The sequence below is a fragment of the Streptomyces sp. NBC_00704 genome (genome assembly GCF_036226605.1).
Classification (GTDB): domain Bacteria; phylum Actinomycetota; class Actinomycetes; order Streptomycetales; family Streptomycetaceae; genus Streptomyces.
In genome coordinates this window covers 2532951-2550916 of sequence record NZ_CP109000.1, presented here as the reverse complement: position 1 = coordinate 2550916, position 17966 = coordinate 2532951, and the positions used below count along the sequence as shown (strand labels likewise).

At 70.9% G+C, this 17966-nt stretch carries 11 protein-coding genes and 3 tRNA genes; 6 read left to right on the top strand and 8 right to left on the bottom strand.

Annotated elements, in window-relative coordinates:
• Nucleotides 1–137 precede the first annotated feature (137 nt).
• The 3 genes from OG802_RS11215 to OG802_RS11205 all read left to right on the top strand — a co-directional run bounded on the left by OG802_RS11215 (nucleotide 138) and on the right by OG802_RS11205 (nucleotide 5081).
• Nucleotides 138–1403, top strand: coding sequence for an NAD(P)/FAD-dependent oxidoreductase (locus OG802_RS11215; protein WP_329409605.1), 1266 nt, complete (start codon nucleotides 138–140; stop codon nucleotides 1401–1403).
• A gap of 162 nt (nucleotides 1404–1565) precedes the next feature.
• Nucleotides 1566–3467 (top strand): DNA primase, encoded by a 1902-nt coding sequence (dnaG, locus tag OG802_RS11210; RefSeq protein WP_329409603.1) that lies wholly within the window; start codon nucleotides 1566–1568, stop codon nucleotides 3465–3467.
• Between the two features lie 321 nt (nucleotides 3468–3788).
• The gene (locus OG802_RS11205; RefSeq protein WP_329409601.1) at nucleotides 3789–5081 is read left to right on the top strand and encodes an RNA polymerase sigma factor; all 1293 of its coding nucleotides are present in this window, start codon (nucleotides 3789–3791) and stop codon (nucleotides 5079–5081) included.
• 79 nt (nucleotides 5082–5160) lie between these two features.
• On the opposite strand, the gene OG802_RS11200 is transcribed toward OG802_RS11205, so the two are convergent.
• From OG802_RS11200 to OG802_RS11185, 4 genes are all read right to left on the bottom strand, one after another.
• Nucleotides 5161–7089, bottom strand: coding sequence for an ABC transporter ATP-binding protein (locus OG802_RS11200; RefSeq protein ID WP_329409599.1), 1929 nt, complete (start codon nucleotides 7087–7089; stop codon nucleotides 5161–5163).
• Nucleotides 7089–8822, bottom strand: a complete 1734-nt coding sequence (locus tag OG802_RS11195; RefSeq protein ID WP_329409597.1) for an ABC transporter ATP-binding protein — start codon at nucleotides 8820–8822, stop codon at nucleotides 7089–7091. The genes OG802_RS11200 and OG802_RS11195 overlap by 1 nt, the downstream gene beginning before the upstream one ends.
• A gap of 375 nt (nucleotides 8823–9197) precedes the next feature.
• The gene (locus OG802_RS11190; RefSeq protein WP_329409595.1) at nucleotides 9198–10652 is read right to left on the bottom strand and encodes a xylulokinase; all 1455 of its coding nucleotides are present in this window, start codon (nucleotides 10650–10652) and stop codon (nucleotides 9198–9200) included.
• Nucleotides 10653–10967: 315 nt separating this feature from the next.
• Complete coding sequence (locus OG802_RS11185; protein ID WP_329409593.1) at nucleotides 10968–11273, bottom strand: YtxH domain-containing protein; 306 nt, start codon at nucleotides 11271–11273, stop codon at nucleotides 10968–10970.
• Between the two features lie 152 nt (nucleotides 11274–11425).
• On the opposite strand from OG802_RS11185, the gene OG802_RS11180 reads away from it, so the two are divergent.
• From OG802_RS11180 to OG802_RS11170, 3 genes are all read left to right on the top strand, one after another.
• A tRNA-Asn gene (locus OG802_RS11180) sits at nucleotides 11426–11498 on the top strand.
• 5 nt (nucleotides 11499–11503) lie between these two features.
• A tRNA-Asn gene (locus tag OG802_RS11175) sits at nucleotides 11504–11576 on the top strand.
• A gap of 179 nt (nucleotides 11577–11755) precedes the next feature.
• A tRNA-Ile gene (locus OG802_RS11170) sits at nucleotides 11756–11829 on the top strand.
• A gap of 446 nt (nucleotides 11830–12275) precedes the next feature.
• Here OG802_RS11170 and OG802_RS11165 read toward each other — a convergent pair.
• From OG802_RS11165 to OG802_RS11150, 4 genes are all read right to left on the bottom strand, one after another.
• Entirely contained in the window at nucleotides 12276–14588 is a 2313-nt protein-coding gene (locus tag OG802_RS11165) for a N,N-dimethylformamidase beta subunit family domain-containing protein (RefSeq protein ID WP_329409591.1), read from the bottom strand.
• Between the two features lie 18 nt (nucleotides 14589–14606).
• Nucleotides 14607–14951, bottom strand: coding sequence for a hypothetical protein (locus tag OG802_RS11160; protein WP_329409589.1), 345 nt, complete (start codon nucleotides 14949–14951; stop codon nucleotides 14607–14609).
• Nucleotides 14952–15136: 185 nt separating this feature from the next.
• Nucleotides 15137–16516, bottom strand: coding sequence for an APC family permease (locus tag OG802_RS11155; RefSeq protein WP_329409587.1), 1380 nt, complete (start codon nucleotides 16514–16516; stop codon nucleotides 15137–15139).
• A 221-nt stretch (nucleotides 16517–16737) separates the two neighbouring features.
• A complete protein-coding gene (locus tag OG802_RS11150) occupies nucleotides 16738–17721 on the bottom strand; it encodes a response regulator transcription factor (RefSeq protein ID WP_329409585.1) in 984 nt (327 codons plus the stop codon).
• Nucleotides 17722–17966: the final 245 nt, after the last annotated feature.

Sequence of the window (17966 nt, the reverse complement as noted above, 5' to 3'; positions counted from 1 at the left end):
CCCGAACGAGCGCCCGCGCGCCGTGATCGGGCACGTCCCCCTTCCCCCGCCCCGCTCCGTGCGGGACGCTCGCATGAGGCGACAAGCACAGTGTCATCCGGGGGACACCCCCCGGATCCCCGGGTAGGAGGCATCACGTGGTCGACGCGGATCAGACATTCGTCATCGTCGGAGGAGGCCTGACCGGCGCCAAGGCGGCCGAGACGCTGCGGGCGGAGGGCTTCACCGGCCGCGTGATACTGATCGGCGACGAACGCGAGCACCCCTACGAGCGGCCACCGCTGTCCAAGGGGTACCTGCTCGGCAAGGACGCGCGCGAGAGCGTCTTCGTGCACGAGCCCGCCTGGTACGCGCGAAACGACGTCGAGCTGCACCTCGGGCAGACCGTCGACGCGATCGACCGCGTCGCCAGGACGGTCCGCTTCGGGGACGACGGCACGCTCGCCCACTACGACAGACTGCTCCTCGCCACCGGCGCCGAACCGCGCCGGCTGGACGTCCCCGGCACCGACCTGGCGGGCGTGCACCATCTGCGCCGGCTCGCGCACGCCGAGCGCCTCAAGGGCGTCCTGGCCGCCCTCGGCCGCGACAACGGGCATCTGGTGATCGCCGGCGGCGGCTGGATCGGTCTGGAGGTCGCGGCCGCGGCCCGCGAGTACGGCGCCGAGGTCACCGTCGTCGAACCGGAGCCCACCCCGCTGCACGGCGTGCTCGGACCGGAGCTGGGCGCGCTCTTCGCCGACCTGCACCGCGAGCACGGCGTCCGCTTCCACTTCGGCGCCCGCCTCACGGAGATCGTCGGCCAGGACGGCATGGTCCTGGCCGCCCGCACCGACGACGGCGAGGAGCACCCCGCCCACGACGTCCTCGCGGCGATCGGCGCGGCCCCGCGCACCGCGCTCGCGGAGGCGGCCGGACTGGAGATCGCCGACCGCGCCCACGGCGGCGGCGTGGCCGTCGACGCCTCGCTGCGCACCTCCGACCCGCACGTGTACGCGGCCGGCGACGTCGCGTCGTTCCCGCACGGCCTCTTCGACACCCGGCTGCGGGTGGAGCACTGGGCCAACGCCCTCAACGGCGGACCGGCGGCCGCCCGCGCGATGCTGGGCAGGACCGTCTCCTACGACCGCGTGCCCTACTTCTTCTCCGACCAGTACGACCTGGGCATGGAGTACAGCGGCTGGGCCCCGCCCGGCACGTACGACGAGGTCGTCATCCGGGGCGACGCGGGAAAGCGCGAGTTCATCGCGTTCTGGGTCAAGGAGGGACGCGTCCTCGCCGGAATGAACGTGAACGTGTGGGACGTCACAGAGCCGATCCAGAAACTGATCGCCTCGGGGACGGCCGTGGACACCGAGGCCCTGGCCGACCCCCACGTGCCGCTGGAGACCCTCGCGGGCTAGGACCGGGGCGGGGGCGGGGTCCCGCGCCCGCCCCGGATGCCCGCCCCCCGACCCCGTGCCGTGCCCGCCCCCACCCCCGCCCCCACCCCCGCTCCCGCCTGCGCCCCCGGCCGCCGTCCGCCGTCCGCCGGGGATGTCGGCGCGCCCCCGTAGAATCGCCACGTGGCAGGACGGATCAACGACGAGGACGTGAAGGCTGTTCGGGACGCGGTCCCGATCGACGCCGTGGTGTCCGAGTACCTCCAGCTGCGCAACGCGGGCGGCGGCAACCTCAAGGGCCTGTGCCCCTTCCACGACGAGAAGTCGCCGTCCTTCCAGGTGAGCCCCGCCAAGGGCCTCTTCCACTGCTTCGGCTGCCAGGAGGGCGGCGACACCATCACGTTCGTGATGAAGGTCGACCACCTCACCTTCTCCGAGGCCGTCGAGCGCCTCGCCGCCCAGGCCGGCATCACCCTGCGCTACGAGGAGGGCGGCTACAACCCCTCCCACCAGCGCGGCGAACGCATCCGCCTGGTCGAGGCCCACAAGGTCGCCGCCGACTGGTACGCCGAACAGCTCGCGCTGAGCCCCGAGGCCGAGACCGGCCGGATCTTCCTCGCCGAGCGCGGTTTCGACCAGGCCGCCGCCGTCCACTTCGGCGTCGGCTACAGCCCCCAGGGCTGGGACCACCTCACCCGCTTCCTGCGCGGCAAGGGCTTCTCCGACAAGGAGATCCTGCTGTCGGGGCTCGCCCAGGAGGGCCGCCGGGGGCCGATCGACCGCTTCCGGGGCCGTCTGATGTGGCCCATCCGCGACATCGGCGGCGAGGTCGTCGGCTTCGGCGCGCGCAAGCTGTACGAGACGGACAACGGGCCCAAGTACCTCAACACGCCCGACACCGCGATCTACCGGAAGTCCCAGGTCCTCTACGGCATCGACCTGGCGAAGAAGGACATCGCCAAGTCGTCGCGCGCGGTCGTCGTCGAGGGCTATACGGACGTCATGGCCTGCCACCTCGCGGGCGTCACCACCGCCATCGCGACCTGCGGCACGGCCTTCGGCGGCGACCACATCAAGATCCTCCGCCGGCTGCTGATGGACAACGGCAGCGCCCGCGTCATCTTCACCTTCGACGGCGACGCCGCCGGCCAGAAAGCGGCCCTGCGCGCCTTCGAGGACGACCAGAAGTTCGCCGCCGAGACGTACATCGCGATCGCGCCGGACAACATGGACCCCTGCGACCTGCGCCTCGCCAAGGGCGACGAGGCCGTCGCCGACCTCGTCGAACCCCGCACCCCCCTCTTCGAGTTCGCGCTCCGCCAGATCGTCGTGCGCTACGACCTCGACACCCCTGCGGGCCGCGCCGCGGCGCTCGACGAGGCCGCCCCGATCGTCGCCCGCATCAAGAACAGCGGAGCCCAGCACGAGGTCGCCGTCCAGCTCGCCGGGATGCTCGGCATCCTGGACACCCAGTTCGTCGTCAAACGCGTGGCCCAGCTGGCCCGTTGGGCGCGCGACCGCGGCGGCAAGGGCCCCGCGCCGGCCGGCCGCGGCCCCCAGCCCTACGACGCCGCCCCCCGGACCGCCGCCGGCGGCCCCGCCCTCAACCTCCGCAACGCCGTCTACGCCACCGAGCGCGAACTGCTCAAACTGGCCCTGCAACGCCCCGAACTGGTCTCCCCGGCGTTCGACGCGTACGGCGTCGACGAGTTCACCGCCGCCCCCTACGCCGCCGTGCGCCAGGCCATCATGGACGCGGGCGGCGCCGAGTGGGGCGTCAAGGACGGCCCGGAGTACCTCGTCCGGGTCCGGGAGGCCGCGCCCGACGACGCGGTACGGGCGATGGTCACCGAACTCGCCGTCGAGGCGATCATGCGCAAGACGGTGGACGAGATGTACGCCGGCGCCCAGCTGGTCACGGTCCGCCGCCGCGCCGTCGAGCGCCGCATCCGCGACGTCCAGTCCCAGCTGACCCGCCTGGGCGCCGGCGACGACCCCGCCCAGGTGGCCGCCGTGCAGAACGAGCTGTGGGTGCTCCAGCAGTACGACCAGACGCTACGGGAGCACGGCGCCGCCGCCCTGTGAGGGCCCTTCGAACGTCCGGCCACCGGAGAGGGTGAGCAGGGGCTGTTCGCGCATCCGGCCCCGCGCCGGCACGATGTGCGTCGGCCCGAGACCGGCCGCCGCCGCCCAATGGCCCAGCCGCCCGCGGCTCGTCGGGGCCGGTGCGGCGCACCGTCACATGCGTTTCGTCCAGGGAAGCGGACACCGGCGCATCGTCGCAGGACACGCCGGGCGCGGGCCTTCGGGTTTCCGGGCGCGACGACGCGACGGTCACCGGACGAACGCAAAAAGTCACCGCACGCCCCTCGTGGCGAGGTTGTGTCGTACCCCACACTGGTCCCGGTGCCTGAGTCCTCGGAGCGGCCCCCCGGAGTAGCGCCGCCGCTCACCTCAGCAGCGATCATCCTGGAGGTCGCCCCCGTGCAGACCCAGACCCTGACCCAGACCGACCGCACCGCCGACAGCCCGAGCGACACCGCGGAGCCGGACGCCGACGCCGACGCCCTGGCCGCGGTCCCGCCGCAGCACCGCGCCGCGCACCACCCCGAGACCGGTCCCGGACCCGCGGCGGAGACGGACCCCGACACGGAACCGGAGCCCGGCGCCGACGCCGAGCCCGACGCCGAGCCCCCGGACCCGCCCGCCGAAGCCCTCGAAGAGGGCCCGGAACCGGAACCGGAACCCGTGCGGACCCCGCCGCGCACCCGCACCACCGACAGCGCCGGCCCCTCCTCGGACCTGTTCCGCCAGTACCTGCGCGAGATAGGCCGGATCCCGCTGCTCACCGCGGCCGAGGAGGTCGACCTCGCCCGACGGGTGGAGGCGGGCCTGTTCGCCGAGGAGAGGCTCACCGGCGCGTCCGACCTCGACAGCGAACTGGCCCTGGACCTCGACCGGCTGGTCGTCATGGGCCGGATGGCCAAACGCCGCCTCATCGAGGCGAACCTCCGCCTCGTCGTCTCCGTCGCCAAGCGCTACGTCGGCCGCGGGCTCACCATGCTCGACCTCGTGCAGGAGGGCAACCTCGGCCTCATCCGCGCCGTCGAGAAGTTCGACTACGCCCGCGGCTACAAGTTCTCCACCTACGCCACCTGGTGGATCCGCCAGGCCATGTCCCGCGCGCTGGCCGACCAGGCCCGCACCATCCGCGTCCCGGTCCACGTCGTCGAGCTGATCAACCGGGTCGTCCGCGTCCAGCGCCGCATGCTCCAGGAACGCGGCTACGAGCCCACCGCCGAAGAGGTCGCCGGCCAGCTGGACCTCCCGCCCGAACGCGTCGGCGAGGTGCTGCGCCTGGCCCAGGAACCGGTCTCCCTGCACGCCCCGGTGGGCGAGGAGGACGACGTCGCCCTCGGCGACCTCATCGAGGACGGCGACGCGGCCAGCCCCGTCGAGTCGGCTGCGTTCCTGCTGCTGCGCGAGCACCTCGACGCCGTGCTCTCCACGCTCGGCGAACGCGAGCGCAAGGTCGTCCAGCTGCGCTACGGACTGGCCGACGGCCGCCCGCGCACCCTGGAGGAGATCGGCCGCATCTTCGGCGTGACCCGCGAGCGGATCCGCCAGATCGAGTCGAAGACGCTGAACAAGCTGAGGGACCACGCCTTCGCGGACCAGCTCCGCGGCTACCTGGACTGAACCGGGCGACCCGCGGAGCCGCTCGCCGTCCCCCGACCCGAGCGGCCCCGCCCCTACGCCGGCCTCCCGGCGTGCGCGCCTAGTCCACCTCGGCCACCGCCTGGGCGAACTGCGCCTGGTACAGCCGCGCGTAGGCGCCGTCGGCCGCGAGCAGCTCGGTGTGCGCGCCCTGCTCGACGATCGAGCCGTTCTCCATCACCAGGATCGTGTCGGCGTCCCGGATGGTCGACAGCCGGTGCGCGATGACGAACGACGTGCGCCCGTGCGCCAGCTTGGCCATGGCCTTCTGGATCAGCACCTCGGTACGGGTGTCGACGGAGCTGGTGGCCTCGTCGAGCACCAGGATCACCGGATCGGACAGGAACGCCCGCGCGATGGTGATCAGCTGCTTCTCACCGGCGCTGACCCCGCTGCCCTCGTCGTCGATGACGGTGTCGTAGCCGTCGGGCAGCGTGCGCACGAACCGGTCCGCGTGCGCGGCCCGCGCCGCCTCCTCGATCTCGCCCCGCGTGACGTCCCGGGACGCGCCGTAGGCGATGTTCTCCGCGATGGTGCCGCCGAACAGCCAGGTGTCCTGGAGCACCATGCCGATCCCGGCGCGCAGTTCGTCGCGGGACATCCGCGCGATGTCCACGCCGTCGAGCGTGATGCGCCCGCCCGACACGTCGTAGAACCGCATGAGCAGGTTCACCAGCGTCGTCTTGCCGGCGCCCGTCGGCCCGACGATGGCGACCGTGTGGCCGGGCTCCACCGTCAGCGACAGGTCCTCGATCAGCGGCTTCTGCGGGTCGTAGCGGAAGGACACGCCCTCCAGCGCCACCCGCCCGCGCAGCTCCGCGGGCCGCTCCGCCGCCGCCGGGTCGGCCTCCTGCTCGTCGGCGTCGAGGAGCTCGAAGACCCGCTCGGCCGAGGCGACGCCCGACTGCACCAGGTTCGCCATCGACGCGAGCTGCGTCAGCGGCATGGAGAACTGGCGCGAGTACTGGATGAACGCCTGCACGTCGCCGATGGACAGGGAGCCCGACGCGACGCGCAGCCCGCCGACCACCGCGACCAGCACGTAGTTGATGTTCGACACGAACATCATCAGCGGCTGCATGACCCCGCTGTTGAACTGCGCCTTGAACCCGGCCTCGTACAGCGCGTCGTTCTGCTCGGCGAACTGCGCCGCCGACTCGTCCTGGCGGCCGAACACCTTCACCAGCGTGTGGCCGGTGTACATCTCCTCGATGTGGGCGTTGAGCTTGCCGGTGGTGCGCCACTGCTGCACGAAGTGCGGCTGCGACCGCTTGCCCACGCGCGTGGCGACCACCGCCGACAGCGGCACCGTCACCAGCGCGACGAGCGCCAGGATCCACGACACCCAGAACATCATCGCCAGCACGCCGATGACGGTCAGCAGCGAGTTGATCAGCTGGCCCATCGACTGCTGGAGCGTCTGCCCGATGTTGTCGATGTCGTTCGTCGCGCGGGAGAGGACCTCGCCGCGCTGGCGCTTGTCGAAGTACGACAGCGGCAGCCGCGACAGCTTCGTCTGCACGTCCTCGCGCATCCGGAACATCGTCCGGTTGACGGCCTTGTTGACCAGGCGCGTCGCCACCGCCATCAGCAGGCCGGCGATCAGGAACACCCCGAGCGCGAACAGCAGGACCCGGCCGACCGCGTCGAAGTCGATGCCCTGGCCGGGGGTGAAGTCGGTGCCGCTGAGCATGTCGGCGACACCGCCGTCGCCGCGCTCGCGCATCGAGTCGAGGACCTGCTCCTTGCTCGCCCCGGCCGGCATCTGCCGTCCGACGATGCCCGCGAACACCAGGTCGGTGGCCCGGCCGAGGATCTTCGGCCCGACCACGTTGAGGCCGACGCTCAGGACGACGCAGGACAGCATCGCGTAGAGGGTCAGCCGCTCCGGCTTGAACCGGGCGAGCAGCCGCCTGCCGGACACCTTGAAGTCCAGCGTGCGGCTCTCGGGACCGCCGCCGGCCATCATGCGCCCCATGGGCCCGGCCATCAGGCTGCCTCCGCTTCCGTGAGCTGGGAGAGCACGATCTCCCGGTAGGTCTCGTTGTCCGCCATCAGCTCGCGGTGCGAGCCCACGCCGACGACCCGGCCCTCGTCGAGGACGACGATCCGGTCGGCGTCACGGATGGTCGCCACCCGCTGGGCGACGATCACCACGGTCGCCTCGGCCGTCTCCCGGCCCAGCGCCGCCCGCAGCGCCGCGTCGGTGGCGTAGTCGAGGGCGGAGAAGGAGTCGTCGAACAGGTAGATCTCCGGCCGCTGCACGAGCGTGCGGGCGATCGCGAGCCGCTGCCGCTGGCCCCCGGAGACGTTCGTGCCGCCCTGCGCGATGGGGGAGTCGAGCCCGTTCTCCAGCTTGCTGACGAAGTCCCTGGCCTGCGCCACCTCCAGCGCGTGCCACAGCTCCTCGTCGGTGGCGTCCGGATTGCCGTAGCGCAGGTTCGTCGCGACCGTGCCCGCGAACAGGTACGGCTTCTGCGGTACGAGTCCGACGGTCCTCGCCAGCAGCGTGGGCTCGACGTCCGCCACGGGGACGCCGTCGACGAGGACCTCGCCCTCGGTGGCGTCGAACAGCCGCGGGACCATCCCCAGCAGCGTGGACTTGCCGCTGCCGGTGGAGCCGATCACGGCCGTCGTCTCACCGGGGCGGGCCACGAGGTCGATGCCCTTGAGGACGGGCTCCTCGGCACCCGGGTAGCGGAACCCGGCCCCCCGGATCTCCAGGTGCCCGTGCCGGCGCAGCTCGGTGACCGGCGCGAGCGGCGGCACCACCGACGACGAGGTGTCCAGCACCTCCTGGACGCGCTCCGCGCACACCTCCGCGCGCGGCACCATCATGAACATGAAGGTGGCCATCATCACGGACATGACGATCTGCATCAGGTAGGCCAGGAACGCCGTCAGGTCGCCGATCTGCATCCCGCCGCTGTCGATGCGGTGCGCCCCGAACCAGACGACCGCGATCGACGACAGGTTCACCGTCGTCATGACCACCGGGAACATCAGGGCCAGCAGGTTGCCGGTCCTCAGCGACATGTCGGTGAGGTCGGCGTTGGCCTTGCGGAACCGCTGCTGCTCGTACTCGTCCCGGACGAAGGCGCGGATCACCCGGTTGCCGGTGATCTGCTCGCGCAGCACCCGGTTCACGGTGTCCAGCCGCGTCTGCATGGACCGGAACAGCGGACGCAGCCGCCGCACGATCAGCGTCACGCAGATGCCCAGGGTCGGCACCACGGCGACCAGCACCCCGGACAGCGGCACGTCGAGGCCGAGCGCCAGCACGATCCCGCCCACGCACATGATGGGCGCCGACACCATCAGCGTGAACGTCATCAGGGCCAGCATCTGGATCTGCTGGACGTCGTTGGTGGTCCGGGTGATCAGCGAGGGCGCGCCGAACTGGCCGACCTCGCGGGCGGAGAAGGACTGCACCCTGTCGAACACCGCCCCCCGGATGTCGCGGCCGAGCGCGGAGGCCGTCCTCGCGCCGTAGTAGACGGCGCCGATGTTGCACACGACCTGCGCGAGCGAGACGGCGATCATCACGCCGCCGAAGGACACGATGTAGCCGGTGTCCCCCTTGACGACGCCGTCGTCGATGATGTCCGCGTTCAGCGTGGGCAGGTACAGGGTGGCGCAGGTCTGCAGCAGTTGCAGGAGCACCAGCAGGCTGATGGGTTTTCGGTAGGGCCTGAGGTAGGTCCTCAGCAGTCGTATGAGCACGCTACGTCTCTCGGAGTCGGCGGGGAGAGGCATTGGTTGCCCCTGGCCCCTATCGTCGGACACTCCCCCCGCGTTACCTCAACCGATTTAGCCGACAGCAGTGTGCATACGGCCTTCCGACCGCGCACGGCGACACCCCGGACGCGCCTGGTGACCCCGACGCTCCCCTTGCACCCCGATGCGCTCCGCACACCCCGATGCGCCCCGCCCTCCCCGGAGGCGCACGCGCGCACCTGCTTCCGCGCCGGGGGCGCTCACGTGCTCCGGCGCCGACGTGCTCCCGCCGCCAGGGCGCTCGCCCCCCTCACGCCTTCACGCCTTCACGCACTCACGCACCGAGGCACGCGGCCCGTAGGCGACCCCTACGCGTGGCCCCTACGCGCGGAACGCCCCCGGATGCGTCTGCTCCCGCACCGAGACGAACTGCTGCCGCACCGCCTGCCCCACGGCCAGTTCCTCGCCCGGGTCCAGCACCTGCGCCGCCGCACCCTGCCAGGCCGGCGGGGTCCGGGGGTCGAGCGTGCCCTGCGAGGCGCCGAGCGCCCACGCGGCCTGCCGGGCCGCCCCGATCGCCGCGTAGTCCGCGGGCTGCGGAACGACCACCTGGGCCCCGAACAGCGCGGGCGCCGCCGCCTGCACCGCGGGCAGCTCCGCCGCGGCCCCGAGCAGGAAGATCCGCCGGACGTCCACACCCCGGCCGCGCAGCACGTCCAGCGCGTCCGCGAGCCCGCACAGCATCCCCTCGAACGCGGCCCGCGCGAAGTGCTCCGGCTTCATGGACTCGCGCCGCAGCCCGGCCAGCGTCCCGGCGGTGTGCGGCAGGTTCGGCGTCCGCTCGCCCTCCAGATAGGGCAGCATGACGAGGCCGTGCGAGCCGGGCGTCGACTTCATCGCCAGGTCCGACAGCGCCTCCAGATCGGGCGCTCCCACCAGCTCCGCCGCCCCGCGCAGGGTCCGCACCGCGTTCAGCGTGGTGACGACGGGCAGATGCATCCCCGTCGCGTCGGCCAGGGAGGTGATCATCCCGCTCTGGTCGACCAGCGCCTCGGGGTGCACGGCCATCACGGAGCCGGACGCGCCGAGGGACACCACGGCGTCGCCCCGCCCGATGCCCAGTCCCAGGGCCGCGGCCATCGTCTCGCCCGTCCCGGCGGAGATCAGCAGCCCCTCGGGCGTGGTGCCGGCGGCGTCGGAGGGCCCGATCACCTCCGGCAGCATCACCTGGTGACCGAGCGCCAGCTCCACCAGCTCGGGCCGGTAACCGCCGGTGGCGGCCGACCAGTAGCCGGTCCCGGAGGCCCCGCCCCGGTCGGTGGTCCGTCTCACGGGCCGTCCGAGCAACTGCCACACCAGCCAGTCGTGGGCCTGGAGCAGCACCGCGGTCCGGGCTGCGGCCTCGGGCTCGTTCTTCGCCAGCCAGCGCAGCTTGGTCACCGGCTGGGCGGCCTGCGGCACGCATCCCACGGCCTGCGCCCATGCCTCGCGCCCGCCGAGAGCGTCCACCAGGTCCGCCGCCGCGACCTGCGCCCGTTTGTCCCCGCCGACCATCGCGGGCCGCACGGTGTTGCCCTGCGAGTCCAGGGGGACGACGGCGTTCTGCTGCGAGGACACGCCGATGGCCTGCACCCCCTCCAGCAGACCGCCGCCCGCGGCCTCGCCCAGGGACAGCAGCCAGGCCTGCGGATCGACGTCGGAGGGCCGCCCGCCGCCCTCGGCGCCCTCCACCGGATGCGGCGCGTATCCCTGCCGGAGCACGGCTCCGGTGTCCGCGTCGCAGACGACGATACGAGTGAAATCGGGCGAACTGTCCAACCCGGCGACTATCCCCATGCTGAAAATTCTGCCGCACTCTTCGCCCGGGTTCGCCCGTCGGGCGGGGCGGGACGCCGGGCGCGGGGCCGGCGCGCCCCTGTCGTGCCTGGTGACACAGCTCGCCGCGCCCTCCGAGACTGCCGAGGGCGCGGCGTTTGCGCGGCGACGGGGACGGCGGACGGACGAGCGGGGCGGGGCGAGGCGGGGCGTCGCGTGGACGGCCCGGGGGCGGACGCCGAGGCCGGCCATGGACGCACGACACCGGCCCGGCTGCGGGATCCGCCGCCGGGCGCTACTGCCGGTGTCGCCGTCGCGGGCGTCGCCGCCAGGGCCTCAGGTGTTGCTGCTGCCCCAGTCGTCGGCCCCGCCGTTGTGGGCGCTGCGGTCCTTCAGCGAGCGGACCCGGCTGGACACGGACTCGGGCATCCGGTCGCCGACCTTGTCGCTGACCGCGTGGTAGGCCTTGCCCGCGTACTGCCTGCCCTGCTGGGCGGCGGTCTCGGCGGTGTTGCGCACGGCCGGGTTCTGGGCGACCTGCCGGGCGGACTTCTTCAGCTTCTCGTAGCGCTCGCGCCCGGCACGCGTGCCGAGCACGTAACCCAGAGCCAGCCCGACGACGAACGTGAGCTTGTAGCGCATGACTGCCACCCTTCCCTCGTGTAGGTCCCTGGCACGGCGCCGGAGGGAACCGATTGGCGGAGCACCCCCCTGCTTGCGCTAATGTATGTGTCGCAGCGAGCGCGCGCCCCCTGGCGAATACCCAGGTAGCCGCGATCGATGCAACGAGGCATTCCCCTGTAGCTCAATTGGCAGAGCAGCCGGCTGTTAACCGGCAGGTTACTGGTTCGAGTCCAGTCGGGGGAGCTCGGTCCCCTGTAGCTCAATTGGCAGAGCAGCCGGCTGTTAACCGGCAGGTTACTGGTTCGAGTCCAGTCGGGGGAGCATCGTGAACGAGGACCCCATGAGGGTCCTTTTTCATGTGGTGTCACGCCGGCGGAACCGTGCAGGCCAGAGGCGCTGTCCTCGCGGCCGCGGCAAGGCAGGCCAGCCGGAGCGTGAGATCGTATGAGCGGCTATGCTGCGGCAGACGGCGCGCACACATGTACGCGACACGCCGCTATGGGGCGGTAGCTCAGCCGGTTAGAGCAGCGGACTCATAATCCGTCGGCCGTGGGTTCGAGTCCCACCCGCCCCACCTTTGCAGGCTCCTGACCTGCGGAAACGTTCATTTTGCCCTGTCGGAGCGTCAACTTCGCCTGGATGGACTGAATCCGCTGCTCGCGGGTTTGGAGTCGGGCGGCGCTCAGGGGAGCTCCAACCCCTCTGACCTGCGGCTGAGTGGATGATCGAGGGTGTCGCTCGCCGTCCGGGCGACTGCCGTGAGGGCCGATGCCAAGATCCAGGGGCCGTACAGGGGCCGGGACGGCGCAGACGTGTCCAGGCCGACGGTGTCTACAACCCGTTTGTTGTCCCGGTAGCCGGTGCGCGGCATCGGCTGCGATCCACAGCGAGGCTCGTCGGCCAATACGCGGCCACGGGCAGCCCCGGTCTGTCGGCGGCAGACACCGCGGACGTCCACCACCGGGGCGTTCCCGTCCCGCTCCGCCTAGCGGAGCGGGACGCCTTCGACGGCAGGGGGGCCTACAGCGGCTGGTCATCGAGGAAGCGCCGCAGTATGTTGCCTGTGATCTTCGCGATGTTGTTGTCGTATCCGTTGTGGGAAAGCGACCCGGTCCAGGCGATGGAGCCGACCGAGAAGAATCCGCCGCCGCCCTCCAGCGCGCAGTAGACCATGTCCGAGCGGACCGCCGGCTGCTCGGTTCCGCCCATCCCCGGGAGCATCTCGAAGATCTCCTCGGTCACCAGCAGGTAGTTGTCGGAGAAGGGCCCGGAAGTGGCCAGGACCAGGGTTCCGGGTGGCGAGCCGAGCGCCGGGTTCCAGCAGTCGATCTCGGCGCCGGCCGCGCCGCCGCCGATGATGCCGAAGTCGCCCAGGAGCTCGTTCTCGCCGACGCCTTCGAAGACGAAGGCCGCACGCGGATCCCGGCTGTCCGCGAGGCGCTCGTAGTAGGTGCAGCGGTCGAAGCCCTGGGCCGCCATGCCGACTCCCACCAGACGCTGCGGGGCCTTGCCCTTGTTGCGCCACAGGCCGCTGGCCTCGCCCGAGGTGGTGTGGCGGCGTTCGGCGAAGGGTGACTGGTGGGGGCGGGTGCCGCCGTCGGCCCGGCGCAGCTCCATCAGGTGGGGGGCGTCGGGGTCGTAGGAGACGGTCGCGAAGAACCCGTTGCCGCCCAGGTACATCAGCCGGCCGCCGTTCGCGGTGAACTCCTCAAGGGCGTCGAGCTCGCGCCGCGTGACGTATTCGGGGTGGCTTCCGGTGATCACGACGCGGTAGTCGCGCAGCAGGTCGTGGCCTTCCCGGTCGAGGTCCTCGTCTGTGAGGGCGTCGAACTCGCACTCCGCGGTCTCCAGCCAGTGCACGAGGGACAGGTCGGCGGGCAGGCCCCAGGGGCCTTCGCTCATGAACGAGGCGCGGTACCGCGGCTGCAGGCTGATCAGCGGACGGCGGACGCTGCCGAACACCACGCCGGACCCGTCGTTGTGGATCTCGTAGAGGGAACGGCCGAACTCGGGGTGGTCCTGCAGGACCAGGTCTTCCTTGTGGACGATGGGCGTGTGCCCGAGGAGCATCTCCATGCCGTCCGCCTCGAATGCGATCCTGTCGTTGGCATACGCCAAGTAGGTCGCCGTGGGGAACAGGACGGCGACGTCCTTGCGGCGGCGGCCCGGCCCTACGAGGAAGGGCACGTGCTGCTCGATGCCCTCGGCCCGCAGCCGCACCGCGTAGACGCCGCTGGGCAGGTCCTCGGGCACCTCGAAGGTGAACGCCGCGGGCCACTGGGCGTCAGCGATGTCGTCGTCGTGGAAGTGGATGGCGTCGAACTGGTCGGGCGCAAGCCGGAAGTCCTCCACGACACCTTGGAACTCGGGCCCGGTGACGCCCCGGACGGGCGTGTTGACACAGCGGCCGTGCAGCATGTGCGGCCCCTCGTCGACCACATCCCACAGCAGCAGCCCGTCGGGGCGCCGGCTACGGCCGAAATGCCAGGCAGCCACCGGCTCACGCACCTTGAGGGCGTCGTCGGTGGCGCGTTCGACGCGGACGCCACCGATCTTCCCGTTGAACGCGGTGGCCGCGAGCAGCCGGTCACCGTCTCCGCGAGCCAGCGCGCCGATACGGAACGGCATCGAGGAAGCCGTCCAGACTCCCGAGGCGGCTGCGCTCGCCTGCTCGGATACGGCGGCTGCGGCGGCCGGTGCCACCCGGTCCGCGCAGTGGTCCAACGGGGTCTGCCGCAGAGTGATCTGCCCCGCCGACCGTGGCAGTTCGACCTCCAGCCGGTACCACTGGTGGGCCGTCAGCTCCTGTTCCAGGGTGAGGGTCCGCCGCTGACCGCCCTCACTCCATACGACGGACGGCTTGCCGTCATCGAGCAGCAGGGCCCAGCCGGTCATGGTCGCCTCGTCCCAGGTGCCCATGACCGCCTGGCGCTCGCCGGTGAAACCGACGGAGCTCTGGCTGACCCGATAGGCGCCCAGGCTCCCTGAACGGTTGTCGCGCGGAAGCGTCGGGAAGACGGCGGCGCGGATGACCAGCGCGTCGGGGTTCGCCAGCAGGCCCCTCGGGTCAGGGACTTCGACGTAGGAGCCGGGCTGGCAGGCGTAGTAGTGCCCCGCGTACGTCCCATCGATGGTGGAGGAGACTTCGGTCTCCAGGAAACCCGGCCCCGCCTGCCCGTCGTAACCGTGTCGCAGGCGCACCAGGGCGGCGTCGTAGGCCGACGGGCCCTCACAGCTGATGTGGAACGACAGTTGCTCGCCGGGACGGGCGGAGAAGCGATCGGTGTAGCCGAAGACGTTCTGGGTCGTCGTGCGGCCGCTGGGGAGTGGCATGACCCTCCTCGTTTCTTTCTAGTTCTGCAGTTCCGCGACACGCGCGGTGAAGATGTACCGCATGGCGACTTCGTAGTCCTCGAAGGACTGCTCGGTCAGGAGCAGGTTGCCGGGCATGCCCAGGACGATCTGCGCCACGCGCCAGGGGCCGTCGGGTCCTTCGGAGAAGACGATGTGCTTGCCCGAGACGGGCAGGCTGCGCAGCGCCCGCAGCACGCGTTGAGTGCGGTCGTCGTGCGGTCCCAGCGGAGCCGCGTCATGGGCAGCGACGACCTCGTCGGTGCACTCCTCGCGCAGGCGTTCCTCGCTGCGCAGACGGAACGTTTCGATTAGCTCGGCCGAGCGGCCTGCACTGGTGCGCATCAGTTCACCTCCTGCTGTTGGAACACCGTTGCGGTGCGACGGGACAAGGACGATGGGCTCACGGGAGTGTGCCTTTCTTGTGCTGAAGGAGCTCGCGAGCGCCGGGCAGCGACTGAGGCATTCGCCTCGATGTGACGGTGTCTCGGGCCGATGCCTGTGCTGCCCGGCGGTATGCGCGAGTGCGGTCAGGCGTCGGAGCCACCGAGCGCACGGCCGGTGAGCTTGAAGTACGCCGCCACGCCGAGGCCGATGACGAGCCAGCACGAGCCGACGATCTTGGCGTTGGAGTCCGCGTTCCACAGCGCGACCAGGAGGAGTGCGGCGCCGAGGATCGGGGAGACCCAGTGGACGAAGAAGCGGCGGCTGCCGCCTCGGACGACGAAGTGGGTGAAGACGCTGACGTGGAGGAGGACGTAGGCAGTGATCGCGCCGAAGGTCACCAGGGTGGTCAGCAGTCCCGCCTGCTCCACGCCGAGAATGCCGACTCCCACCGACAGGAGTGCGATGAAGATCATCGCGTTGAGGGGCACCTGGTGCCTCTCGCTGACCCGCGACAGGAACTTCGGCAGCTGCCCGTCGCGGGCCATGCTGAAGACCAGGCGGGCGGATGTGGCGTTGGAAGCGATGGTGTTGGCGAAGATCGCGATCAGGGCAGCGGTCAACAGGACGACCGTTTTGAACCAGCCCGCCATGGCCGTGCCCACCACGTTGTAGAAGGCGTTGTTGACCGGGTCCCCGTCGGCGAATTCCATCCCGCTCGGGACCAGCATGCCCGCCACGAAGACCTGTACGACGAACAGCGCGGTCACCTGGTAGAGGACGATCATGGTGGCCTTGGAGACGGTCCTGCCCCCGCCCTCGGCCTCCTCGTTCAGTGTCGAGATGGCGTCGAAGCCGATGTAGCTCAGGGCGGCGACGGGGACCGCACCGAGGACCAGAGACCAGGAGCCGCCGTCGGCGGGGACGAACGGGTTGAGCGACAGATGCGCCCGGCCCTGGAGGATGAGTACGGCCGCCCAGACCAGGAACACGGCCAGCACGACCAGCTGGATGTAGAGGAAGATCTTGTTCATCGTCGCGGTGACACTGATGCCCATGATGTTGATCAGGGCGGTCGCGGCGACGAAGATCACCACCCAGATCCAGGCGGGCACCCAGGAGACCACTCCGGTCATCGCGCTGGCGGCGAAGACGCACAGCAGCGCGGGCAGCAGCAGGTAGTCGAGCAGGATGGCCCACCCGGAGACGAACCCGAGGAAGCGGTTGCTGCCCATCCGTACGTAGCTGTAGACCGAGCCGGCGACCGGGAACCGGACCGCCATCTCCTTGTAGCTGATGGCGCTGAACAGCATCGCGATCGCGGCCACCACGTACACCGCGGCGACCGCGCCGGCGGCCATGTTGTAGACGATGCCGAACACCGCGACGGGGGCGAGCGGCACCATGTAGATCAGGCCATAGATGACGACGTCGGCCAGGCTGAGCGTGCGGGCGAGTTCCTGCTCGTAACCGAGCTCGTGCAGCCGGTCGCTGTCGTCACACGCGCCGTCAGGTCTTTCGGGCACTGCTTGCGGAGCTTCTGGAACGTTCATGGCCGGGCCTCCTGAGGGATGAACGAGCCCCGGTCGGCTGTCGGTGCCGTGGGCGGCAACAGCGGGGAGGACGCGGGGGTCGGCAGCAGCCGGCTCGGCGGGTGAGGGCCGCCTTCAGCGCGGGCTTCTCTTCACCTCGAATATGGCTTTCGGCCACCTTGCGCCTCAATACGCATTCCTACCGACAGCGGTGGTCAGCGGTCCAGGCGCAGAATCCCGTCGCGCAGCGCCGACGCCACCGCGCCGGCCCGCGACGGCTGCCCCATCTTGTGCAGGATCCGCTCCACGTGCGTGGTCACCGTGCGCAGGGAGACGTCTCGCTGCGATGCCAGCTGCTGGTTCGAGAACCCCGCCGCCATCCCGTTCAGGATGTCGTACTCGCGCGGCGAGAGAGAATGGGGCAGGCCAGCGGTCGGAAGCTCCTGCACCAGTACGGCTGGTTCCGGCCGTCCCAGCGGATCGGCCACCTTCAGGACCTGCAGCGTAAGCCATCCTTCGCTCGACGCCTGCAGCCCGGTGGCGGCGACCTGCGGCGAGGCCATGAAGCGGCGCAGGAAGCCGGTGAAGTCGGGCTGCGTGGGCGCGAGCGCCGGGGCACACGACTCGACGGCCCAGGCACGGCCGGTGTGGTCGATCAGGGTGGCGTTCGCTCCCGAGGGTATGACGCATCCGGTGGTCTGCCGTCGGGTCACGTCGCACATCCGCGCCAGCGCGGGCGCCAGGGCTTTGAGGAGTTCGGCCGCGTCATCACGGAACGCGCCGCGCGCCGCCGCGGAGAAGTGCAGCATGCCCGTGTACACCCCGCTGTCCGAGAAGAGGCATGCGGTCATGCCGTCTTCGAAGCCGGCAGGTCTGAGCACCTGTCGGTACATCGGGGACACCCGGTAGTCGCCCGGCATGTCGTCGATCCGCATCGGCAGGTGCCGCTCCCGGACCGGCCGGTTCTCGGCGCTCGACGCATAGCGGTCACCCAGTGCGGCAATTGTTTCGTCGCCGTAGGTGACCGCAGCGAGCGCGCGGTGCGCATGGTCCTTCGGGTCCCAGATCATGAGGGCGCCGGCGTCGTGATGAGTCACCGGCTCGAGCAGCCTCAACACCGTCGTCGCGGCCTCGCGCCGGTCACGGGCTCCGGCTGCATAGGCAGCCTCGGCCAGGACCCGGGTGTGGGATGGCTTCATCAGCGGATCCCTCTCGAAGCTGGGCTACCCCACCCCACGATAGCAACGTCTTCTCGGGCTCTGAGGATGAGAGCCGCGGTCGCGGTGAGCGTCAGAGTGAAGGAGTCGGCCGGTCCCGCTCTGTGGGTGGGCGACGCTGCTGACTGTCGCCCGGCGAGGCGCACATTTCATCGCTGTCCGGGACGGTTCTTTCCGCGAGAACCGCTCCCTCAATATAACGTCAGTGATGTATGCTGCCAGTGTAA

Coding starts and splice junctions, on each gene's coding strand:
- OG802_RS11185 (WP_329409593.1), bottom strand. CDS start 11,273: ATGCGCTACAAGCTCACGTTCGTCGTCGGGCTGGCTCTGGGTTACGTG.
- OG802_RS11190 (WP_329409595.1), bottom strand. CDS start 10,652: ATGGGGATAGTCGCCGGGTTGGACAGTTCGCCCGATTTCACTCGTATC.
- OG802_RS11165 (WP_329409591.1), bottom strand. CDS start 14,588: ATGCCACTCCCCAGCGGCCGCACGACGACCCAGAACGTCTTCGGCTAC.
- OG802_RS11200 (WP_329409599.1), bottom strand. CDS start 7,089: ATGGCCGGGCCCATGGGGCGCATGATGGCCGGCGGCGGTCCCGAGAGC.
- OG802_RS11160 (WP_329409589.1), bottom strand. CDS start 14,951: ATGCGCACCAGTGCAGGCCGCTCGGCCGAGCTAATCGAAACGTTCCGT.
- OG802_RS11150 (WP_329409585.1), bottom strand. CDS start 17,721: ATGAAGCCATCCCACACCCGGGTCCTGGCCGAGGCTGCCTATGCAGCC.